Annotated in this window: 21 protein-coding genes; 3 read left to right on the top strand and 18 right to left on the bottom strand. The window is 64.8% G+C overall.

Annotated features, from left to right (window positions below; all coding sequences use genetic code 11):
• The first annotated feature begins 17 nt into the window (after window positions 1-17).
• The 3 genes from KW843_RS07520 (at window position 18) to KW843_RS26725 (ending at window position 2728) form a co-directional block, all read left to right on the top strand.
• Entirely contained in the window at window positions 18-458 is a 441-nt protein-coding gene (locus KW843_RS07520) for a LexA family transcriptional regulator (protein WP_218294531.1), read from the top strand.
• A gap of 28 nt (window positions 459-486) precedes the next feature.
• Window positions 487-1785: a Y-family DNA polymerase gene (locus tag KW843_RS07515; RefSeq protein ID WP_218294530.1), complete on the top strand. Its 1299-nt coding sequence runs from the start codon at window positions 487-489 to the stop codon at window positions 1783-1785.
• Window positions 1786-2599: 814 nt separating this feature from the next.
• A complete protein-coding gene (locus KW843_RS26725; RefSeq protein ID WP_255594637.1) occupies window positions 2600-2728 on the top strand; it encodes a hypothetical protein in 129 nt (42 codons plus the stop codon).
• Between the two features lie 59 nt (window positions 2729-2787).
• On the opposite strand, the gene KW843_RS07510 is transcribed toward KW843_RS26725, so the two are convergent.
• The 18 genes from KW843_RS07510 to KW843_RS07425 all read right to left on the bottom strand — a co-directional run bounded on the left by KW843_RS07510 (window position 2788) and on the right by KW843_RS07425 (window position 19702).
• Window positions 2788-3942, bottom strand: coding sequence for a glycoside hydrolase family 104 protein (locus tag KW843_RS07510; RefSeq protein ID WP_255594636.1), 1155 nt, complete (start codon window positions 3940-3942; stop codon window positions 2788-2790).
• Window position 3943: 1 nt separating this feature from the next.
• Window positions 3944-4294 (bottom strand): hypothetical protein, encoded by a 351-nt coding sequence (locus tag KW843_RS07505; RefSeq protein WP_218294529.1) that lies wholly within the window; start codon window positions 4292-4294, stop codon window positions 3944-3946.
• Entirely contained in the window at window positions 4281-4748 is a 468-nt protein-coding gene (locus KW843_RS07500) for a hypothetical protein (RefSeq protein ID WP_218294528.1), read from the bottom strand. Before KW843_RS07500 ends, KW843_RS07505 begins: the two co-directional genes overlap by 14 nt.
• Window positions 4749-4756: 8 nt before the next feature.
• Entirely contained in the window at window positions 4757-5233 is a 477-nt protein-coding gene (locus tag KW843_RS07495; protein ID WP_218294527.1) for a hypothetical protein, read from the bottom strand.
• Window positions 5233-5676 carry a hypothetical protein gene (locus tag KW843_RS07490; RefSeq protein WP_218294526.1) on the bottom strand — a complete coding sequence of 148 codons (444 nt, stop codon included), beginning with the start codon at window positions 5674-5676 and terminating at the stop codon, window positions 5233-5235. Before KW843_RS07490 ends, KW843_RS07495 begins: the two co-directional genes overlap by 1 nt.
• Complete coding sequence (locus KW843_RS07485; RefSeq protein ID WP_218294525.1) at window positions 5673-6917, bottom strand: hypothetical protein; 1245 nt, start codon at window positions 6915-6917, stop codon at window positions 5673-5675. Before KW843_RS07485 ends, KW843_RS07490 begins: the two co-directional genes overlap by 4 nt.
• The gene (locus tag KW843_RS07480) at window positions 6914-7828 is read right to left on the bottom strand and encodes a carbohydrate-binding protein (protein ID WP_218294524.1); all 915 of its coding nucleotides are present in this window, start codon (window positions 7826-7828) and stop codon (window positions 6914-6916) included. The genes KW843_RS07485 and KW843_RS07480 overlap by 4 nt, the downstream gene beginning before the upstream one ends.
• Window positions 7825-12261, bottom strand: a complete 4437-nt coding sequence (locus KW843_RS07475; RefSeq protein ID WP_218294523.1) for a phage tail length tape measure family protein — start codon at window positions 12259-12261, stop codon at window positions 7825-7827. The genes KW843_RS07480 and KW843_RS07475 overlap by 4 nt, the downstream gene beginning before the upstream one ends.
• Entirely contained in the window at window positions 12261-12632 is a 372-nt protein-coding gene (locus tag KW843_RS07470; RefSeq protein ID WP_218294522.1) for a DUF1799 domain-containing protein, read from the bottom strand. The genes KW843_RS07475 and KW843_RS07470 overlap by 1 nt, the downstream gene beginning before the upstream one ends.
• Before the next feature lie 59 nt (window positions 12633-12691).
• The gene (locus tag KW843_RS07465) at window positions 12692-13018 is read right to left on the bottom strand and encodes a phage tail assembly chaperone (RefSeq protein WP_218294521.1); all 327 of its coding nucleotides are present in this window, start codon (window positions 13016-13018) and stop codon (window positions 12692-12694) included.
• A gap of 62 nt (window positions 13019-13080) precedes the next feature.
• Entirely contained in the window at window positions 13081-14016 is a 936-nt protein-coding gene (locus KW843_RS07460) for a phage tail tube protein (RefSeq protein ID WP_218294520.1), read from the bottom strand.
• A gap of 40 nt (window positions 14017-14056) precedes the next feature.
• Entirely contained in the window at window positions 14057-14266 is a 210-nt protein-coding gene (locus KW843_RS07455; RefSeq protein WP_218294519.1) for a hypothetical protein, read from the bottom strand.
• A 24-nt stretch (window positions 14267-14290) separates the two neighbouring features.
• Window positions 14291-14722, bottom strand: a complete 432-nt coding sequence (locus KW843_RS07450) for a hypothetical protein (RefSeq protein ID WP_218294518.1) — start codon at window positions 14720-14722, stop codon at window positions 14291-14293.
• Window positions 14719-15261, bottom strand: a complete 543-nt coding sequence (locus KW843_RS07445; RefSeq protein WP_218294517.1) for a hypothetical protein — start codon at window positions 15259-15261, stop codon at window positions 14719-14721. Before KW843_RS07445 ends, KW843_RS07450 begins: the two co-directional genes overlap by 4 nt.
• Window positions 15262-15263: 2 nt before the next feature.
• On the bottom strand, window positions 15264-15884 hold the full coding sequence (locus tag KW843_RS07440) for a hypothetical protein (protein ID WP_218294516.1): 621 nt from the start codon (window positions 15882-15884) through the stop codon (window positions 15264-15266).
• A gap of 13 nt (window positions 15885-15897) precedes the next feature.
• Window positions 15898-16443 carry a hypothetical protein gene (locus KW843_RS07435; RefSeq protein WP_218294515.1) on the bottom strand — a complete coding sequence of 182 codons (546 nt, stop codon included), beginning with the start codon at window positions 16441-16443 and terminating at the stop codon, window positions 15898-15900.
• 73 nt (window positions 16444-16516) lie between these two features.
• A complete protein-coding gene (locus KW843_RS07430) occupies window positions 16517-19186 on the bottom strand; it encodes a phage protease (RefSeq protein ID WP_218294514.1) in 2670 nt (889 codons plus the stop codon).
• A gap of 156 nt (window positions 19187-19342) precedes the next feature.
• Window positions 19343-19702, bottom strand: coding sequence for a hypothetical protein (locus KW843_RS07425; protein ID WP_218294513.1), 360 nt, complete (start codon window positions 19700-19702; stop codon window positions 19343-19345).
• Between the last annotated feature and the right edge of the window lie 11 nt (window positions 19703-19713).

The following is a 19713-nucleotide window of genomic DNA, read 5'->3' as shown; positions in this document are numbered from 1 at the left end:
GCAGATATACTGTACATATGAACAGTATTTCATTGCCCGACCACCCAGTACCGGCCGCGAGCTTTCCGCTTGCGCTGCCCCTGGCCAACGGGCGGGTATGTGCTGGCTTCCCCTCCCCGGCCGAAGACTTCGGCGCCACCCGGCTGGACCTGACCGCCAAGCTGATCAAGCACCCGCAGGCCACGTACATCATGGGCGTGTCGGGGTTCTCGATGAAGGACGCGGGCATCGATGACGGCGATCTGATCGTGATCGACAGGGCCGTGAAGCCCGCCAACGGCCAGATCGTGCTGGCCATCGTGGACGGCGAGTTCACCGTGAAGTACCTCTCGCTGCGCGCCGGCCGCGTGCGGCTCAAGGCCGCGAACCCCACGTTTCCGGACATCGTGCCGCGTGATGGCCAGACCATCGAGGTCTGGGGGGTTGTCACCTCGTGCGTGAAGCTCTTCGTCCACTGAACCGGGGCGCCGCGAGTGCTGGCACATCATGTACGCCCTGGTCGATGGGAACAATTTCTACGTCTCGTGTGAGCGCGTCTTTCGGCCGTCGCTCGTGGGGCGCCCGGTCGTAGTCCTGAGCAACAACGACGGGTGCGCCGTGGCGCGCAGCAATGAGGCAAAGGCGCTGGGCATCAAGATGGGGGCGCCCTGGTTCCAGATCCGTCACTTCGAGGCCAGCGAAGGCCTGGTGGCGCTGAGCGCGAACTTCGTGCTGTACGGCGACATGAGCGACCGCATGATGAGCCTTGCGGCAGGCCTGGGCCCCAGCCAGGAGATCTACAGCATCGACGAGAGCTTTATCGGGCTCGATGGCGTGCGCGGAGATCTCACAAAACGCAGCCACGCCATCCGCAGCCGCATCCTGCAGTGGGTGGGCATCCCCTGCGGCATCGGCATCGCCCAGACAAAGACCCTCGCCAAGCTGGCGAACCACATTGCGAAGACCGCCGAGCGCAAGCCCGGTAGCTACCCTGCCGACCTGGCCCAGGTGTGCAACCTGGCCGCCCTGCCCGCGCAGGATCTTGACGACGTGCTCGCGGCCACGCTGGTTGAGGATGTATGGGGCGTGGGCCGCAAGATCGCCGCGCAGTTGCACGAGGGTGGCGTGCACACAGTGCTGGACCTCGCCCGCATGGACCCCGCCACCGTGCGCCGGCGCTGGAGCGTTGTGCTCGAGCGCACGGTGCGCGAGCTGCAGGGCATGCAGTGCATCGACCTGGACGACGCACCCGCCCCCAAAAAAGAGATTGCATGCACCAGGTCATTCGGCCACGCCGTGACGGACCTGCCCCCGCTGGTGGAAGCCGTCAGCGAGTTCGCAAGCCGCGCTGCAGAGAAGCTGCGCAAGCAAGGGAGCCTGGCCAGCCAGATCCTTGTGTTCGTCCACACCTCCCCCTTCCGTCCGGGCCCGCGCCTGAACCGGTCGGTGGTGGTCCCCCTGCGCAGGCCTACCGCCGACACCGCCGAGCTGGTGGCCGCCGCGGCAAGCGGCATGCGCCAGATCTACGCGCCAGGCTTCAAGCTGGCCAAGGCCGGCGTGATCCTGCTGGACCTGATGCCGGGCAGCATGCTGCAGCACGAGCTGGACCTCGAAGAGGAAGACTGCCGGGACAGGTCGCGGCTGATGGTGGCGCTGGATGCTTTGAATGGACGCTACGGCAAGGGCACCGTGCACGCGGCCAGCACCGGGGCCACGAACAAGGCGAAGGAATGGGGGATGAAGCAGGAGAGGCGCACGCCGCAGTACACGACGCGGTGGGAAGACGTGCCGATCGCGAGGGCCTAGGCACCCGTGCCTACACCATGCAAGCCCACCAGGTGCGAGGCGAATCGTCCACAAAACCGGCTGAATTCTGACGCTGCACCAACCCGCTGATCTACTGGATGCGCAAAAAACCTGCTGGATTGCGGCACTAAAAAACTGCAGCAGACTGGAGCGGCATTAGCTTCATGTGTTTTATTGCCAGTAGTTGGCAGCAAAAACTAACCGTTAGTATTATTCACTCCAAATCACGGAACATCATTTCAGTTCACGCTGCTTCACTGAATCAATAATAATATCGATGCACTGAACGGCATTAGTGAATAGCAGTTTTTACTTGTGCGTTGTTTCGTGCGACTGGAAAGCACCGACATTTGTACAGGCGTCTGGTTGCGTAAGATCTGGCCCCACTCATAGGGGCACCCCATTGCAGTAGCACCTCAGCACTAGCGACATGGCAGTAGCGTCCATAGCAGCGGCGCCGCAATGCCAGCTTCCCGGCACCACACTTCAAACAGTTTCAATAATACTGTCGGAGCCCTTTGCACCCACTTTTTTTAGGTAGGGTGTAGATTTTCTCCGAACGCGGCATATAATCCCCGACCATAGATACCGGGGCCTACCGGCTCCACCGACCAATAGAACCAAGAAAGGAGGAAAAAATGTGATGCGTAAATCTGAACGCCAAAGAAAAACGCCCCAATCAGCTGCAACTGAATGAGGCGTTTGAGGCAAAGGGCCCTTGCCCTCCACCGTCGTTGTCTATCACGACAGCCGTAGTTTACGGCGCGCCGGTGGTTCGGGCAAGGTTCGTCAACCTTGTTTAAAGGAGAAGCATATGAAGATGTACTTCTGCGATACACCGGGACCCATCAATGAGGCCCCCCGGAGCAACAAGAGGAAAAGCAAGGTCAAGCTGGTGCACGACCACTGCCGCACCCTCCCGGGCCACGAACTGGAAATCTGACCCCTGCTTGAAGCCGCCTCGCCCACACAGCGAGGCGGTTTTTTTTCGGGGGTGGCCGGTCACACCCCGGGCAGCTTCGCCGCCCCGGCCCCAAGCTCCGTCTTACGCTGGCTGCTGAAGCTGGTGCCCAGCCAGTAGGCGCCCACCACGCCCAGCAGCGCCAGGATGGCCGTCACGATCTGGGTGCGCAGCGTGGCGTCGTAGGCCTCAGAGTGCACGAACAGCATGTCGATAACGATCAACACGGGCAGCAGCAGAAAGCCCATCGAGATCCAGAACGCCGGGTTGTGCCAGAACCCCTGGCCGCCGGGCTGGGCGTAAACCGCATTGGCCGCGCGCGCCGCGGCGATGCCGCCGCCCACCTCCTCCAGCTTGAACCAGTTGGCCTCGATCGCGCCGCGCACCAGCGCCGCGGCGTCGGGGTCCGCCTGAATGGTCTCCAGCAGCTCCTGCTCATTGCGGGCGCCGATGGCCTCCTTGGCGGCGGCCACCACGATCTCGGCGGCCTTGATGTTGCGCTCGGACGTTTCCGAGCCCGACGAGAAAAGGCGGCCCAGCTTGGGCACCAGGTCAATCAGGGATGGCAGCACTGCAGCGACAAAGGGGGCCATGGGTTGCTCCTTGGGTTGGGGTGTGATGGTGTCGGCGGCCAGCGCAGCCGGGTTGATGAAGTCGGCAACGGTTGCCGCAGCCTCGGGCGCGGCGGGCGCAAATGTCCCGCCGTGCGCCTCATACTCCTGCCGCGCCCGGGCCATGGTCACCACGGGCTGGCCGTATGGGCTGCCGGGCAGGCTTGCCCACTCGCGGTTGCACTTGCGCACCGCATCCTCGAAGCGCCCGGCAACCACGTCGTCCAGAGCCTTGCGCCCTTTGATGAGGGCTACAGCGCCCAGGTCCTGGTTCGTGGGCGAGAAGTCGGCAAACCCGTATTGCTTGACCAGGCCGTCCCACGTGCGAGCCAGAAACTGGTACGCGCCGGCCGCCGTGCTTGTGATCGGGTTGCCCCCCAGCTTGCGCGTGATGGCCCGGCGCGGGTGGTCGGCAAAGTCGTCGGCCGTGCCGGGTGCTCCGTCCAGGCCGGCCAGGTGGCCACCGCCGAACATCACGCGGTAGCCGTCATCGCCCGCCGTGCCTTCGCCGTGCCGAAGCATGCGCAAGAAGGCTTGCACATTCGGGTTGGCCAGGTGGTGCATCAGTTCGATTGGATCTGCCATGTCACACCGCCGCACTGAAAAGAAACTTGGCCAGCTTTGCCAGCGCGCTCCACCCGCCGATGGCATAGAACAGCCCGCCCAGCAGCATGAAGAGCGCGCCCTTGCGGGCCAGCCCCACGATGCCCCCCATCACCACGCGGCCCGCGTGCTCGGTGGCCTGGCGCTGCAGCGCGGTCAGCCCCGCCGCAATCACGCGCGCGGCCATGTCCTCGGTCACGGCGCTCTTGATGCCTTCGGCCACCGCCTGCTGAAACAGCAGCGTCATGTAGTCGATGGTCTCCTGTGTCAGCCGCACCTCTGCGGGCTTGCGCCGGTCGGGCCCGGCGAATTCGTTTTCGTCATGCGAAGGCATGGCCTATCCCTCCTGTAATCGTGGTGCTGGGCTGCGGGTACATCGTGAGCACCAGCGCGGCCGCGCCGTTGGGCCCATAGCGCCAGGGCTCTTGCCAGCGCAGCGCGGCGCCCAGCGCTTCGCTGCAGAACCAGCCCGTTTCGCTGTCGTCGATCCATGGCAGCACGAACCGCACATTGCCGATCAGGTCGTAGGGCGCGCCCTGGTTGCGCTCGAACCAGTCCCGGGCATAGGGCTCAAGATGGTCGGGCAGATCCAGGAAGTCCCAGTGCGCGGGATCGAAGTCGATGCGCTTGAGCCGCACACCGCCGTCGATGTACGAGGCAGATCCGCAGACGCCATCTTTGAAAACGATTTCACAATGGCTGTATGGGCCGTGGTCGATCACCTGCACCGCCCGGCTGTAGATGCCCTGCATGCCTGGGCGCGTGGCTTTGTAGAACGCGGCTTGCATTGCGTCGCTCAGGAAAAGTAGAGCTTGCGCAACGCAAGGTTTTCAACCGGCAGCACGGGCGCGGTCAGGATGTCCTCCTGCAGCGCGGCGGTGACCGCGGGCACCACGCTGCCCACGTACTGCAGGCCCAGGAACACATCCTCCCGCTGCAGGTCGATCCATTTGCGCACCTGCAGGTCAGCGAGGATGGCGCGCACACCCGGGTCGTCGCTGGTCAGCACCGACATCTTCGCCAGCTCAAAGCGGTCAAAGAAGGGGCCGATATCAATCAACCACTCCCATGCCGGCGGAACGTAGGGAGTGGGAGGCGGATCCACGAACACGGGCTGGCCCGCCGCTGCGCTGGCGCTTGCGTCGTAGATCTTGCCGAGCACAGACTCGTGCAAGCCAGAGATCTCGATGATGTTCGGCCCTTCAATAGCGCCGGTGGTTTCGGACACAGAGGTGACAAATCCCGCATCATTGGTTTGTGCGTAGAAGGGCATCAGTAAAACTCCACGAGTTGATAGCGACCGCGCACACCACTGGCGGAAGCGGCGGTGTGTATGGATGCCGTGATGGTTGTTGCGTTCGTCAGATCCAGCTCGGGGATCACAGCGATAGAGCCGGTTGCAATGCCAAGGCCGCCCGCCGGCAGCAAGAGATATCTGCTGGTGTTGACCGCCGAGACGGTGACAGTCGCAGATGTCGAACCGTTCGGGATCGTGATCAAGCCTTTCTGAATCGACTTGATGCCACGCCCGCCAAACGGTTTGTAGTTTGTCGGATCTGATGCCGGGTCGGTGGCGCCCGGCGCGGCGGCCGTCACGCGCACGTATTGCTGGTAGTTGTCTGCAGGGCTCTGCACGACGGCACCCGGCTGGTACACGCGGCCGGACACCCAGGGTTTTGCAGCGCCGCTCCCCAAGATTTGCGAGAGTGAGTTCATTGGACGGCCCTCCAGATGCCGTTGAGCAGTTGGAAATCCATAGAGCCAGTCGAGAAGTCGAGCAAGGTGGGGCCCGTTGAGCCCTCAAGCTGTCTGCCATTGGGGTCGATGACGTTGTAGTCAATGCCGTTGCCGACATGGACGGACACGAACGAGTTCTCGATGCTCGTGTCGGGGAAGATCAGACGTTGAGCAGGGATCTGTCCCGCAGTTCTGGTGCCTGGTGCTGCCAGGGATTGGATGTAGCTGGTAGGCGCCGCGCCCGATTCAATTTGCGCGCCCCACGCCAAGATGGTTTGCCCGACAACCCCGCTGTTGGGGGTGAGGAGCATGATCATCGTGGTCTTGCTTGCAGATGCGTCGCGAAGCACCTTGTAGCCCAGTCGCCACCACCCGGCACCGTAGTATTCGGCGATGTACTGCCCAGCGTATGCGCCCCCTGAGATCACCTGCGTATCAAAGTCAAAAAGCAATGGGGACTGGGTGTTTCCTGGGTAGTAAAGGTCGATCTTTGCCTTGCTCGATGTCCCCTTCTTCAAAAACACACTGCAGTAGTAGTCAGCCACCGCGCTGGCGGCAACAGCTATGGATGTGTACACGCCCGCCGACGCGCCGGTGGCTGTGATCGTGTCGGCGAGCAAATCGCCATCCGGGCCAATGGCCGTATTGGCAGCGACGGTCGCATTGCTCTTCGTCCAGGCCGCGTTGTCGAACTGCTCAGAGTAGATAAGCAAGTTGGTACCAGCGCCCTCGGCAGCCGTGCGTTGCAGGCTGTACCGGCCGCCATTCTGCGCAAGCAGCGTTGCCGTGGTCACCGGCTCGAAGGGCACCATTGCATTCACAAGCGTCCAGTTCGCGGGGTCCGCGCTGGGGTCGATCACCGTGGCGCTGCTTGCCGTGGTCTTGCGGTACAGCCTTTGATTGACAGGGCTGGAAACCACCACATCCTTGGCATACACACCGGCGACCCACGGGGCAGCGCCGGCGTAGTTGGCCACCAGCGCGGTGTTGATATCCACCGCGAGTTTGTTGGCGTCCACCTCTATCGCCGCAGCGTGCGTATGTGCTGCCAGCGCATTGACAGCGGCGGCCTGGGCGTTTTGTGCCAGCCGGAAAGGGTTCCATCCGGCGAGGTGGTTGAAGGCCACCGTAGGAAAGTCTTCCACCGGCGTCGACGCCTCGGGCGCGGGTGGCAGCGGGTCGATGGGTACCGGTTCCGGGGGGAGTGGTCCAATGCTCATTTTGTGATTCCCAAGAGTTGGATTTGCAAGGTGGACTCCATGCCGTTATCAAGCTGTATTTCGTGGTTGCGGAACGAGCCAAAGATCACGAGCGCTTCGAAGCGACGCGCGGCGATGAACAAACACAGCTCTGCGTCGATGTCGCTCAGGTAGTACAGGAGCGGGTCCACCTCGTCGTTGTTGATCTCAAGCTCGAAGCTGGAGCGTTTGGCCGACGGCAGTTTGAGAAGGTCGAAGTCGCCGAAGTCGTTCTCTTCATTCCGGCTATAAATCTTTCGTCCAACGCGTGCACCCCACTTCACGCCAAAGCCCCAGGTACGCTGTTGCCCGAAGGCGAGCAGTCCGATGGACAAGTCTGGACCGCCCACAAGGTCCACATGCAATAACGCATTGGGGTAGGAGGGCAAGTCGTCAAAGATGACAATGCGAGAGCCGCCGATGCGCTCCCCAAAATAAAACTCCCACCAGTTCGAGCGCACCATGCGCGCCGCTGGGGAAATCGTCACGTCACGCACCAGCCCGTGGTCGGGATCGATGATGCGCACACGGATCGAAAAGCAATTCACCAGGCCCAGTGCCGCCACCATGGGCACCGCCGCGCCGGGCTTGAACACGTAGCTGATCGTGTTGGCTTGGGCAGTCACGCTGCTGTTCTTGGCGTCGAAGAGGCGCCAGCGGTTCGTGGCACGCACGCGAACCCAGATATTGGGATTCGTTGCCGGGTCCTTGCCCGTGGCACCTTCAAGCGTGTTCTCGTACACAGAATGGGTCGCATCCAGGCGCACCCGCGTCTTTGCCGGGTATGGTGTGGCGGGGTTGTATGCCGGGTGGTCGTTCTCCGGCACGTTGGACGACACCAGCATGGCGTCCGTCACAACCATCCGCCGCATGATGATCAGGCCTTCGCTCATGCGGGCACCCCGGTTTTTTGTTGTGCCATCGCCACCAGCTCTTCCACGTTTTCGACGGCTTCAAGAATGCGCGCACGCAGGCCTTGCTCGTGCCCCTGGTTCAGGCTTCGGTTCTTCACGAACTGGCCAAAGTCAGAGCGAAGGCCCCGGAACTCCGCCAGCAGCTCCTGCAGCGCGCCATCGCCAGGCGACAGCCCCTGCAGATGGGGCGCGAAGCCCACCACGGGGTTCGGATTCGCGGCCGGGTTGTACGCCTTGGGCACGATGGCCTCGCCCTCGTGGATGAGCGCAAGCATGTCCCTGGGAACATAGTTGGTGCCGACATCGAACGCGGGCACGTCCAAGCCCAGCTTCGAAAGCGTTGTCGTGAGGCTGTTGGCAAGCCACCCGCGCATCAGCGCAATGTCGACTGCGCTGGTGGCCGTCTTCTCAGCGGCGGACTCGATGTCCTTGCTCAGTGAGGGCAGCAGCTCCAGCGCGTTCTTGTCCCCGGCGCGGGCTTTCGCGGTCTCCGTGGCGAACTTCGCCATCAATGCTTCCTGGCTGGCGCTGGAGTTCTCGGTCATCAGGCCCCGCAGCCGCTTCACCTCGTCCTCGATCGCATCGCCCAGGGATTCGAGGGCATCGGTGAGATCGTCGGCTGCACCTGCCGGGCCGTTGAAAGAGCCTGGGCTTTTGAAATCAGATCCGCCGCCGCTGGCGGATGCGCCACCGCTGGCCTGGTAGGCGACACCGGCCACGCCCCCCACCAGCCCGCTGATGTCGGTAATCATCCCTTGCACCGCCGGGTCCTTCAACACCTCGGCCCAGGCTGCCAGGCTCACGCGGGCCTGTTCGATGGCTGTGTTCACCATCTGGCCCACGGCAACGCCCCCGCCCACCATGGCCCCTGCCGCGCCCGCGCCACCAGCGGCCACCGCGCCACCTGCTGCCGCGCCGCCACCCGCCACAGCCCCCCCGCCTGCGGCACCACCTGCGGCCATGGCGCCCCCGCCCGCAGCGCCACCCGAGGCAAGGGCGCCGCCCGATGCCGTGGCGCCCGCGATCAGCCCGTCCACCATGGGCTGGATGGCGCCCATGATCATGGACGACAGCCCCGTCGTCATCGCGTCGTTGATGTTCGAATAGATCATCTCTTCGAACGATTCGCTCGCCATCTGGGCCGCTTCCTCGGCGCTGTTTGCGTTCTCGATCGCGTTGTCGAGGATGCCCTTGATCGCGTCGGCCGTGATCCCGAACGTGTCCACCATGGCCGTCGTGGTACCTGCCAGCGCATCGCCCATGCCGCCGGACGCCTCTGCGACATCGGCGAAAGCATCGCTCAGGCCGAGCAGTGCAGCAGCCGTCTCGGCGCCCTCATCGCCCAGGGCAATCTGCGCTTCCACCAGCTCACGGAACTCGCGCGTGGTCTCGGGCATCTCGACGCCCAGCTTCTCAAACTCGGCTTCGAGCTTGCTGGCCTGCATGGCAAGGCGTTCATCGTCCGAGTAGTAGCGGTTTGCAAACGCCTGCATGTTGGCCGCCAGCGGCCCCGCACCACCCGAGGCCTCGGCCAGCTTCGCAATGGCGGAGTCGGCCATGTCGGCAAAGGCCGGCATGAGCTTGCCGAAGTCCACGAACACCGCCTTGGCGGCGTTGATCTGCTCCACCGTGGCGGCGAGCTGCTCCAGGCTGACGCCATCGCCCAGCGCCTCGATCATGGGCTTGGCCCAGTCGTCGACCACATTCACCAGCTCGTCCTGCACATCGGCCGCCACGGCGGCAAGGTACTCTTCACGCCCCTGGGCACCGTCCGCAAACTCCTTGGGCGCCCACTTGCTGGTGCGGTCCAGGTCCCAGTTCACGATGGTGTCTTCCAGCTTGGTGATCAGCAGCGCGCCCCACGCGCCGTCTTCGCTGGTGTCGTCGGCAAAGGCCGTCGCGGCCTTGTAGCCGGCTTCCTTGCCGAACGTGGTCGCAGTGCTGTCCAGCATCGTCACGATGCCCTTGGCCATGGCACCCGTGAAGTCCTGCGTCTGCTTGCTGTAGTCCACCGCGCCAAAGCCCGTGCCAAAGGCCCCGTGCGCGGTGCTGTGCTCCATGCCGCCCCGGGCGCTGTACTGGGAAGAGGAGCCGGTGTGGAAGGTCCCGCTGTCGTCCATCCCGCCAAAAAGGCTCAGCGCGGCCAGGGCCAGGCCCACATAGGGAATCGCGGCGCCAATCGACGCCCCCAGCCCAGCGCCTGCGGCAGACCCACCACCCGCAAGGGCGGCGCCGCTGGCAGCCGCCGCGCTGCTGCCAGCGCCCAGGCCCAGCGATGCCCCCAGCGCCGCATTGCCCGCTGTCTGCCCGAAGAGCGCGCCGACGCCCGAGCCCACCCAGCCAGCTGCCGACGTGCCCATGCCCCAGAGGTTGCTGACGGCGTTGGCACCATTGGCCAGGCCGCCCAGGCCGACGCCCCCGCCCGCGCCGCCACCACCGCCAAAGATGCCGCCAAGAATGCCGTTGATGCCAGCGGCGACGGGCGACATGATGGCGCTGATCGTCGGCCGCAGCACCAGCGTCTTGAACAGGTTTTTTACCGTGTCGACCAGGTTCTGCGCGCCGTCCTTGCCAGCCTCGAAACCGCGCATCAGCGAGTCGGTCAGCGTCTGCTCGATGCGCTCTGCCGCGCGCTGCCCCTCCACGGCCACTTTGTCGGCCTCCTTGGCCAGCTCGGCCTGGGCATCGATGCCCGCCTGTTTGGCCGCCCCGTCCCGTTTGGCCTTGGCCAGATCCCGGTAGGCCTGGGCCTGCTGTTTCAGCAGGTCGTACCGCTGCTCATCCAGGTTCTTGTCCATCTGCTGGATGGCCTGCAGCTCCAGGTCCGTTGCCAGCATCTCCAGCTTGGCCGCGTCCAGGTCGGCAATGGCCTCCTTGGTCAGGCCCAGGCGGGCGTTCTGCTCCTCCTGTGCGGTGACAGCGGCGCGGGCCTTCTCGATCGCGGCCTGCGTGGACGCCAGGTCCTTGTCCCGGGCCTTTGCCAGCTCGAGCGTTGCTTTTTCGGCAGCTGTGGTGGCCTTGGCCTGGTCATCCATCAACTTCCTGGCCATGGGCTGCTTGGCGATCAGGGCCTCTACCAGCTCGATGTACCGCTCCTCGGAGAGATTGCCCTTCTCGCGTGCGCTTTGCAGCTCGGTCAGCTTCTGCTGGTAGTCCGAGGTGAGACCGGAGAGGTTCGCGATGGAAGCCGCTTCACGCTCGGCCTCGCTGAGCCCGGTTTTCCCCCCGGCCCTGCCTGCCTTCTCCGCATACTTCTCGCGGGCGGCATTCACCAGCTGCTCGCGCTCGGCCGCGCTGGCGCCAGCGCGGTCAGCCAGGGCATTGGCCTTGGCGACTTCCTGCGCCAGCTTCACCTGCTTGCTGGCCGACTGCTCCAGCGCCTGGGCCAGGTCGATGCGGGCGGCGTCCTGCGCGGCCAGCTCGCGCTTGGTTTGCGCGGCCCTATCGTCAAGCTTCGCCGTCTCGCGCAATGTCTGCTGCAGCGCCTGGGCGGCGGCAAGCTGGCCGTCGAGATCCCCGGTGGCCAGGCCTCGCTCCTTGCGGCCGTCAATCTGCTTCTGTAGCGACGCCACCTGGCTGTCGTTGCGCTCTCGCTGCTGGGCCAGTGTGTCCGGCCGTCCGATGCCCACCATGGCGTCCCAGGCTTCTTTCGCCAGGTCGCGCACGCTGCGCCAGCTGCGCTCCAGAATGCCGAGGCTCTGCTCAATTTTTGCCGCACGATCACGCAGGGCGTCGGCCAGCGCGTTCTGAGCCACTGATGCAGCGGTTTCCTTGTCGCCCAGGTCATCTGCCGCCTTGATCTGGGCGTAGGTGGATGCCGTGAGGTAGTGCATCGACTCGTTCAGGCGCAGGCTGGCCTTCACGGGTTCATCACCCAGGGAGGAAAAGAGCTTGGCCGTCTCCGATACGGATTGGCCTGCGGCCCGTTCCATCTCGATGGCGGCGAGACTGACCTTTTCCAGGTTCTCGCGGGCCACTTCGCCCGATGCCGTCATTGCGGTCAGCGTGGCGGCGGCGTTGGCCTGGGTTCCCACCACACCGTCGATGCTGCGCGCCATGTCCCCCAGCTGCCCGCTGGTCACGGCGGCGGCGTTGCCCGAGAGGATGATGGCCTTCTCGTAGCCGAGGGTTTCCTGATGAGCTTGGTGATACGCAACACCCACGGCAAGAGCAGCAGCAGCGGCAGCCGCTGCCGCCGGGCCCAGCACCGTGAGGGCGCGCGATGCCGCGTTGACGGCGGCGGACTGCCCGCCCACAACCTCCTGCACGGCATCGGCAATGCCGCGCGTGCCGCCCTCGATGCGGGTGGCGGCGTCCTGCGTATCTGCCACGGCCTGATTCAGGTCGGCCTTGTACTGCCCGCGCTCGAGCAGCATCTTGACCGCCAGTATCAGTTTCCCGTTTACGCTCATCACGCCCTCTTGTTCGGTCTGCGTTTCAACGCCACTTCCCTGTCCGCCTGCAGCACCGCCAGCTCGATCGACTGCAAGTCTTCCGCCCAGGCCTGCAGCTGCTGGCCGGAGATGCCGCGTATGCGCGCCACGGACTCCACCCCCGTAAAGTTCATGCCCACCCGCACCGCGGGGCCAAGGCCTCCGGACACGTAGTTCCACTGGGTTTGCGCGGCCAAAAAAAACAGCCAGAGCTCCCAGTTTTCCTCCCACACCTCGAACTCCACGCCCTGCACCGATTTCTCTGCAGAGCCGCGCTCCTGGCGGACCTTCTCCACGTCGGCATCCGTGGCGCCAAAGGCCCGCATCCCGGCTTCGAGGGCGGGGTCCACCACCAGCGCGGTGCGCTTGGGCCCCTCCCACGCCCCCACCCAGGCGCGCGCGGCCTCGGTTAGTTTTTTGTTTTGTTCCCGCTCGCGGCGCGGTAGAAAGCCAAGGCGATGTGGTACGGCGCGGAGGCGATCGCCAGCACGGCTTCCAGCGTTTCCGGTGTGAAGGCAACGGGCTGCTTGGTGTCGTCGTCGGTCATCTCCCAGCCGATCAGGCGGTCGCGCACCACGTCGATGTCCTGCATTTCGCGAATGCCTTTCAGCTCCTCGAAACTCGTGGGCTTGAAATGCCCCGTGAAGGTGTTGTTGTCGAAGCTGCCCTTGTCGTTGGGCACGGGGAACGACACGGGGACCTTGAAGAACTCACGCTTTTTGAAACTGACAGACATGGCGATCTCGCTATGAAGGGTTGGAAATTTCGGGGTTGGGGGTGGCGCGGCGCACGCGCCGGTCAGGTGAAGGTCAGCACGAGCTCGTCGTTGCCCGCGTCCGGCATCACGGCAAAGTTGGCGCTCAGCATGGCCGTCTTGTCTTCGTCGGAAAGCGAGGGCTCCTGGTTGAACTGCAGCTTGGGCGCGTCGATCGTCACGATGTTTCCGGCCGTGACGCCGTGCACGATCTGCAGCGGCATCAAGGTGCCCTTGAGCACGTCGTTTGCCCAGTCCTTGGTGGCCACGTCCGTCATCTCGAACACCGCGCTGGCGGTGGGATTGCGGTCCGGGCTGCGCACGCCGGCGTCGTTGATCCAGTTGCGCCAGCTCAGTTGGTTGGCCAGGTCGATGCTGAAGGACTTGGTAACCAGGTCCAGGCCCGCGATCGTGAAGGTGGCCGTGTTGCTGTCGCCCACCGTCAGCGGTTGCTGGAAGCCGGTGAACAGGATGCCCGCCGGGAAAGGCTGGTCTTCCACGGGGTGGAACTTGCCGATGTAGTTGAACTTCATCACCGGGATTTCCTCGGCGTTGAGCGAGAGGTTCACGGAGCCCTTGGCGTCCGTCATCTTCATCAGCACGCCGTCCATGTAGCAGAACAGCGTGATGTAGTCCCCCACCACGCCGTGCGGCTGGTACACGGCGCTGGTGGCGGCAGTGAGGGTCTCGCTCATGTCGCAGCCCTTGAGCAGCGTGCCGAACTTGGGCGCAGTGCCCGCCGCTCCGGATCCGGCAAGCTCCACCTCGAATTCGAACACCCGGTGCTCGCTGGTGAACAGCGCGCCCTGGTTGCCCTTGGAGCCACGGATCAGGTTGCGCTCCACGAACTTGCCCTTGATGGGCTGGGGCGTGAGGCCCCGGCACAGGATGGCGTGCGTGCCGGGCACCGGTGCAGCGGGTGTGCCCTTGGCGACTTGCTTCATGGCCAGCAGCACCATGTTGCTCATGTTCATGCTCATGATCGTTCCTTTGAAGTGGTGGGGTCAGCGGGCGGCCGGTTCAGCCTGCGGCGTTGCGCTGGGCGCGGGGCAGCGCCGGTTGTGTGGCCTCTTCCACGCGGCGGCGCACACCGGTGTAGGGGTCGCGCTCGAAGCTGCCGGCCTGCCCTGTGAACTCGTCGGGCGGCCAGCCGCCCACAGGCACGGCCATGGGCGTGCGCTCATCTGTGCCCTTGTCGGCCGCGTCTTGTTTTTTGGGGGTGGTTGCCATGGCAATGCCTTTCAAAAATGGTGATCAGGGCCGCACGTCCAGCTCGATGACGATCCAGCCCCAGGGGAAATCCAGCTGCCGGCTTTGGCGAAAGCTCTTGGGCAGGGCCGAATCAAAGGGCCTTGGCAGGCCTGGCGCCTTCACCCAGGCCAGCACGTCGGCCAGCACGGCAAGCTCTGCGGCTTCCACGTCCACAGGGGCCGAGCCCTCGGGCACCCGCACGAAAGCCACCACGCCCAGCGCCGCGTGGCCCAGCTGCCCCTCGCGCCCCCGGTAGTTGGCAAACTGCCCGCCGCCGCCGTTCACAAGGCAGACAACGCCCCGGGCCAGTGCGTCCTGGTCGGCGTTGAGGGGGTCAAGCACCAGGCTGCGCTGCACGATGCGCAGCGGCATGGCCGCCTGCATGCTGGCCTGAATGCCGTCAAGGGCTGCATCAAAGGAGTGCTGACCGATCACGCCGCGCCTCCACTGCCGGTGGTGGCCAGGTAGCGCCGTGCGGCAAGCTCCAGCCGAGCCGGGAACGAGCGTTCCATCATGTCCAGCGTGGGCGCGGCGAAGGGGTGCGCCTTGATGCCGTGGTGCCGCACGTGCCAGGCCAGGCCCTGGTAGCGGTCGCGCAGCTCCAGGTTCTCGTGCACGGCCTTCATGCTCGTGCGGCGCGCGCGCCGGCGGCCGGCGAACACCTTGGTGGCCAGCCACTGCACGATGTCGGCGGCGGCGGGGTCCTCCCACCGGGGCAGGCCCTTGCCCGGCGCGCGGCCTTCTTCCACGGCCGGGGCGTATTCCACCCCCGGGCCGATGTCCCATTCGAAGTCGGAGATCTTGTCTGCCCGGATCGAGTTGGTCAGCGTGCTGCGCCACTTGGGCGCGGTGCGCTTCATAAAGTTGACGGCCTCCTGCGCCAGGCGGGACAGCTCGTCCACCAGGGAATTGAGCAAGCCCTCGCCATCCGAGCGCAGGGCGATCGTGATTTCACGCACGTTGGTGGTGGCCATGGTCAGCGCGCCTCACGAAACTCGGACATCAGCACGGAGAACAGTGCGGACGGCGTGCCATTGCGGGGCATGCTGGTGTAGCCGTCGCGCATCTGCTGCGGCTTGTTCACGTTGCGCAGGGCCAGCTCGCGCATGGCTTCGGACTGGGCCCGCAGCAGCAGCAGGCCCCGGTCCGCCGGGTTCACGGTGGTGCCCCCGGGCGCCTCGCTCAGCACGTGCTGGCCGAAGTACCAGAAGCGGAACTCGTCACCCCACACAAAAATCTGCCGGGGCGTGGGCGCCGTGGAGAACTCCAGCCACCACGCCACGCCGTCCCACTGCGCTGCAACGCGCGGCGCGGGGCCGGGGTAGTCGGGCGCCCAGGGCTTGGGGGTGATCGCCGGGTCAGCCCACATGTGGGTTTTGAGCGCGGCGAAGTCCCCCGCGGTGACGGCGTAGCGTGGCTGGAACGGGAACAAACCCACGCTGCCGGGCTTGGTGATGGGGCGCTTGGCCTGCATGTCCACCGCGGCCACCTTGAGCAAACGCACAAAGTCAGCGTCCGCGGGCGCGCGAAACGAATCCTTGGCGTCGTTGAGCGACGCCTTGAAATCAGCCACCAGCGCGGACAGCAGCATGGACATGCGGGGCGCTCTTTCAGGCCTGCGGCTGCGTGCCGTCCAGGGCCGCGCGCTGCTCGTCCGACAGCGCGGCCAGCAGCTCGGGGGCCATGCGGGCGCGCTGCTCGGGCGTCAGCGTGGAAAGCTGCGCGGGCGTCAGGGCGGAGATCTGCTCGCCCACGGCGGCAAGCTGCTCGGGTGTGAGGCCGAGAAGCTGCTCCAGGTACAGGGCGTCCGCTTCGGCCTGCAACTGCAGATCCGCCCGGCGGATGGTCTCGGCGTCCAGCGCGGCAACCAGGGAGGAACGCGGCTTCGCCTGGGCCTTCTCGCCCTCCAGCAGCAGGCTCAATGCCTCCTGCTTGAGGGTGCCCAGCTCGGCCAGGATGTCCTTCACTGGCTTGGCGCGCAATGCTTCCACCAGTTCAGCGAGGGTGGGCAAGGCATCGGCGGGTGCAACGGCCAGCACCTGGTGCTCCGGTGGCAGCAGGGCCATGTCGATGTCCCGGCCGGTACCGGGCGGGATCATCTTGCCGCCCACGTAGATCGGGGCGTTGGTGTTGTTCTCGATGTGTTTCGTTGGCATGGTGTGCTCCTGCCCCGGGCCTGCACCCCCCGGCAGCAGCCGGGGGTCTTTCAGATGCCGGGGGTGGGGGTTGTCAGGCGGCCCGTGCCACGCGCCCCGTGGCGCTGTAAACGATGATCGAGGTCAGGCTGTTCTTCAGCGGCGTGGGCGTGTGGCTCACGATCCACTGCGTGCCAAAGCCTTCCTGCTGGTCGGTGAACAGGCCTGCGGCGTTGCGCACCTGCTCGGGCGGGTTCATCGAGAACGCCTTGCACATGCGGAACCGACTGTTGCCACGCTGGCCCACCATGATTCGGGTGTCCCCCATCACAAGGCCAGGCGCAGAAGGGTTGAAAGTCGGGAGGTTCTTGGTGAAGCCCACGCTGCCATCGGCAGACAATCCCGTCCCCACGCGCTGCCCGTTGGCCTGGAAGCTCTCCGCCGTCGTCAAAGCGTTGTCCAAAGCGCCGCTCATCAAGGTGAAGTTGGACGTATAGAACCGGTCGTTGTTGATCACCACCTTGCGGTTGCCAATCTCGGTCAGCAGGCGGTCGTACCGTTCCTTTACCGTCTCTCCGCCCACGGCGTCCGAGTTCCACACGGAGCGGTTCGTGGCGCGGGAGCCCGCCACCGTCAGCACCTTTCCGGCGGCAGGCACCTGCACCACACCCGCCTGGTTCACCAGGCGGAACTCGCCCAGGTTCCAGTCCATTACGTAGTAGATGCCGGCGGGCAGCGCGGAGCCATCGGAGGGCAGCGCGTACTCAGTGCGCACGGTGCCGTCGTAGGTGAGCACCAGCGGATTGGTAGGGTTGCCCACCGGGTTGCCCTTGAGGTCGTAGGGCTGGCGGGGGCGCACCACGGGGAACGCGGAGGTGACGAACACAGCGTTGGCGCCGTTGCACTGGGCCGTCAGCGTGTCATTGAAGGCCACGGCCCCCGACTCGTCGGCGCTGAACACCAGTTCATTGAAGTTGATCGCCTCGGTGTCCTCACCCACGATGCGGATGATGTTGCGGATGTTCTCCGCCACGGGGTCGAAGTCGATGGGCGATGCGCTCATGAGCAGGCGCAATTCGCTCGACACCAGATAGGCCAGCTTCTGCGGAAGGGGACGGGCCTCTTCCGAGGTCTGGATCACGCCGGCCCGGCGGATGCCCTGCCCTTCATAGCGGCGCAGCGCATTCACGCCCGCTGCAGCGGTATCGCGGTAGCTGAACGGTACCGTGATCACGTTGGCCAGGGGGGCCGTGCCCACGTCCATAAAGCCCAGGCTGGTCAGGTTGTACAGCGCCTCGCGCAGCACGGTGCGCTCGGCCACCGCGGGCACTGCCACATCGCTGATCGAGCCGGTACCGCCCGCCAGCATCTTGTGCTCTGCGTCCAAACGAGCACCGTTCTCCGCGTCGAACTGGGCCAGTGCCTTCTCGGCGAAGTCCTTGTTGGCGGCCAGCAGCTTGCCGCCGGTCTTCTCGAAGCGGCGCGTTTCGGACATGCCTTCGAAGCCCAGGCGCTTGTCAATGGTGGCCTGCAGGCTCTTGATGGAGTTGCTGCTGTCCACGGAAATACGGGCATCGCCCGGGATGTGCACATAGCCCAGCCCCTGCAGCTTGGCCTGGGCGCTGAGCGCCTTCACGTGGTCGAGCTGGATCTGGGCCAGGCCTTTTACCTGCTCGTCGGTCGATTCGGCGGTGATCAGCGGCGAGGCCTTGTCCACCAGGGACTTCAGGGCGGTGTCGTCCAGCTCCTTGTGGCCGTCCTTGATGGTGTCGGACAGCAGCTTGACCTTGGTGGCCAGGGTGGTCTGCGCCAGCTTCTTGGCGTCGTCCGCAGCCTTCATGGCCAGCTTCACGGCCTCGTTCACGTCCATTGCGGGTTGCGCCAGCGTGATCGTCACGGCCTGGGCGGAACCTGGGTTTGCCGCGGCCAATGCCCTGAGCTGGCTGCTCACGGCATCGCCGCTGGCCTTCCAGCTCTCCAGCACGGAAAGCAGCTTCACGCTGTCGGTGCCGGCCGCATCGAACTGCTTCTTGGCCTCGGCCAGCAGCTTCACGATCACGTCATCAGACAGGCCCAGCGTCTTGTAGTGGGCGCGCAATTGCTCGATATGGTTCATGTCCTGCTCCTGCAGTTCTTTGAGAAGTTGGGGGGAGATCGCCACGCGCACCGGGGCGTCGTGGTCGTTGTCGTCTTGGGAAAGCTGCTTGGGGTCGATGCCATCCAGGCGGCTGATCACCGGCCGGTTGGTCAGGCCCGCGCCCAGCAGCACGCAGCCGTGCTGCTGCTTTTGTTCGTTGTCCTGCCACGCCTCGTGGTACTCCGCGCTCAGGTAGGTGAAGCCCTTCTCCTTGACGGAGCGCACGCCAAACGGGGTCCACTCCACCAGCGCGCGCAGGCGCCCGTCCTCCACGGACAGGCGCAGCACTTTTGCCGCGGCCCCGTCGTCGGGCTTGTGGGCCACGTCGATGAACACGTCCTGGCCCAGCACGCGGTTATCGAAGTTGCCCACCATCTGGGCCAGCATGGCGTGGGTGATCTCGAAGTCGCCGTACCGTGGATCGTGGAACTGCCCGACGCGGGTCAGCGTGATCCAGGAGGTTTTCGCCCCGTCCGAGAGCTGGATGCTCTGCGACAGAAACCGCACCCGGTCCGGGGTGCCTGTTTCATGGCCCAGGCGAATGTGGCGCCCCGCAACCGGGGCGCTGCAAGCCGACATGGCCGACACGGCCAGGGCTGCAAGTGCGACGAGTGAATAGCGCTTCATGATGCCTCTTCGCGGAGTTGTCCGCGATAGGCATCTTCAAGGCTTCAGAGGTGCAAAAAAAGGGGGTAAAAAGCCCTGCGCGGGCTTTATTGGCAAGCGATGGCAGCTATTTTTTTTGAAGCTGCACGAGATGCGAGAGGTTGGGGCGGGCGGGCGCTATTTTGCGAGGAATTCGCAGGTGGAGCCCAACACGTAGCGGAGCTCTTCAATATCAGCAGCTTCATCCCGAGGGCGGCCCGCAGACGAGCAGCCAATGGTCAACCAGTTGAGCTTCTTGCCCTTAAATTTGACCGTCAAGCCCTCCTGAGTCTGCACCCTGACGAACTGGTGAAGCGCGCCCGAGTCACCCGCCAGCAAAAGGCGCTGGGCGCTGTCGGCATCGTGGTCTTTATGGGTACTGTCCACACGGATGAAGATCCTGGACGTATTCAATCCACGGCCAGGATCTGGCAAGAATTTTTCCAAGGGGCCCATGAGCTTCTCCATCTGAGGGATGGAAAACAGTGTATGCGCCATGGGCCAAACAG

The sequence above is a fragment of the Acidovorax sp. sif1233 genome (assembly GCF_019218755.1).
In the GTDB taxonomy this organism is placed as follows: domain Bacteria; phylum Pseudomonadota; class Gammaproteobacteria; order Burkholderiales; family Burkholderiaceae_C; genus Acidovorax.
This window is presented reverse-complemented; position numbering and strand designations above follow the sequence as displayed.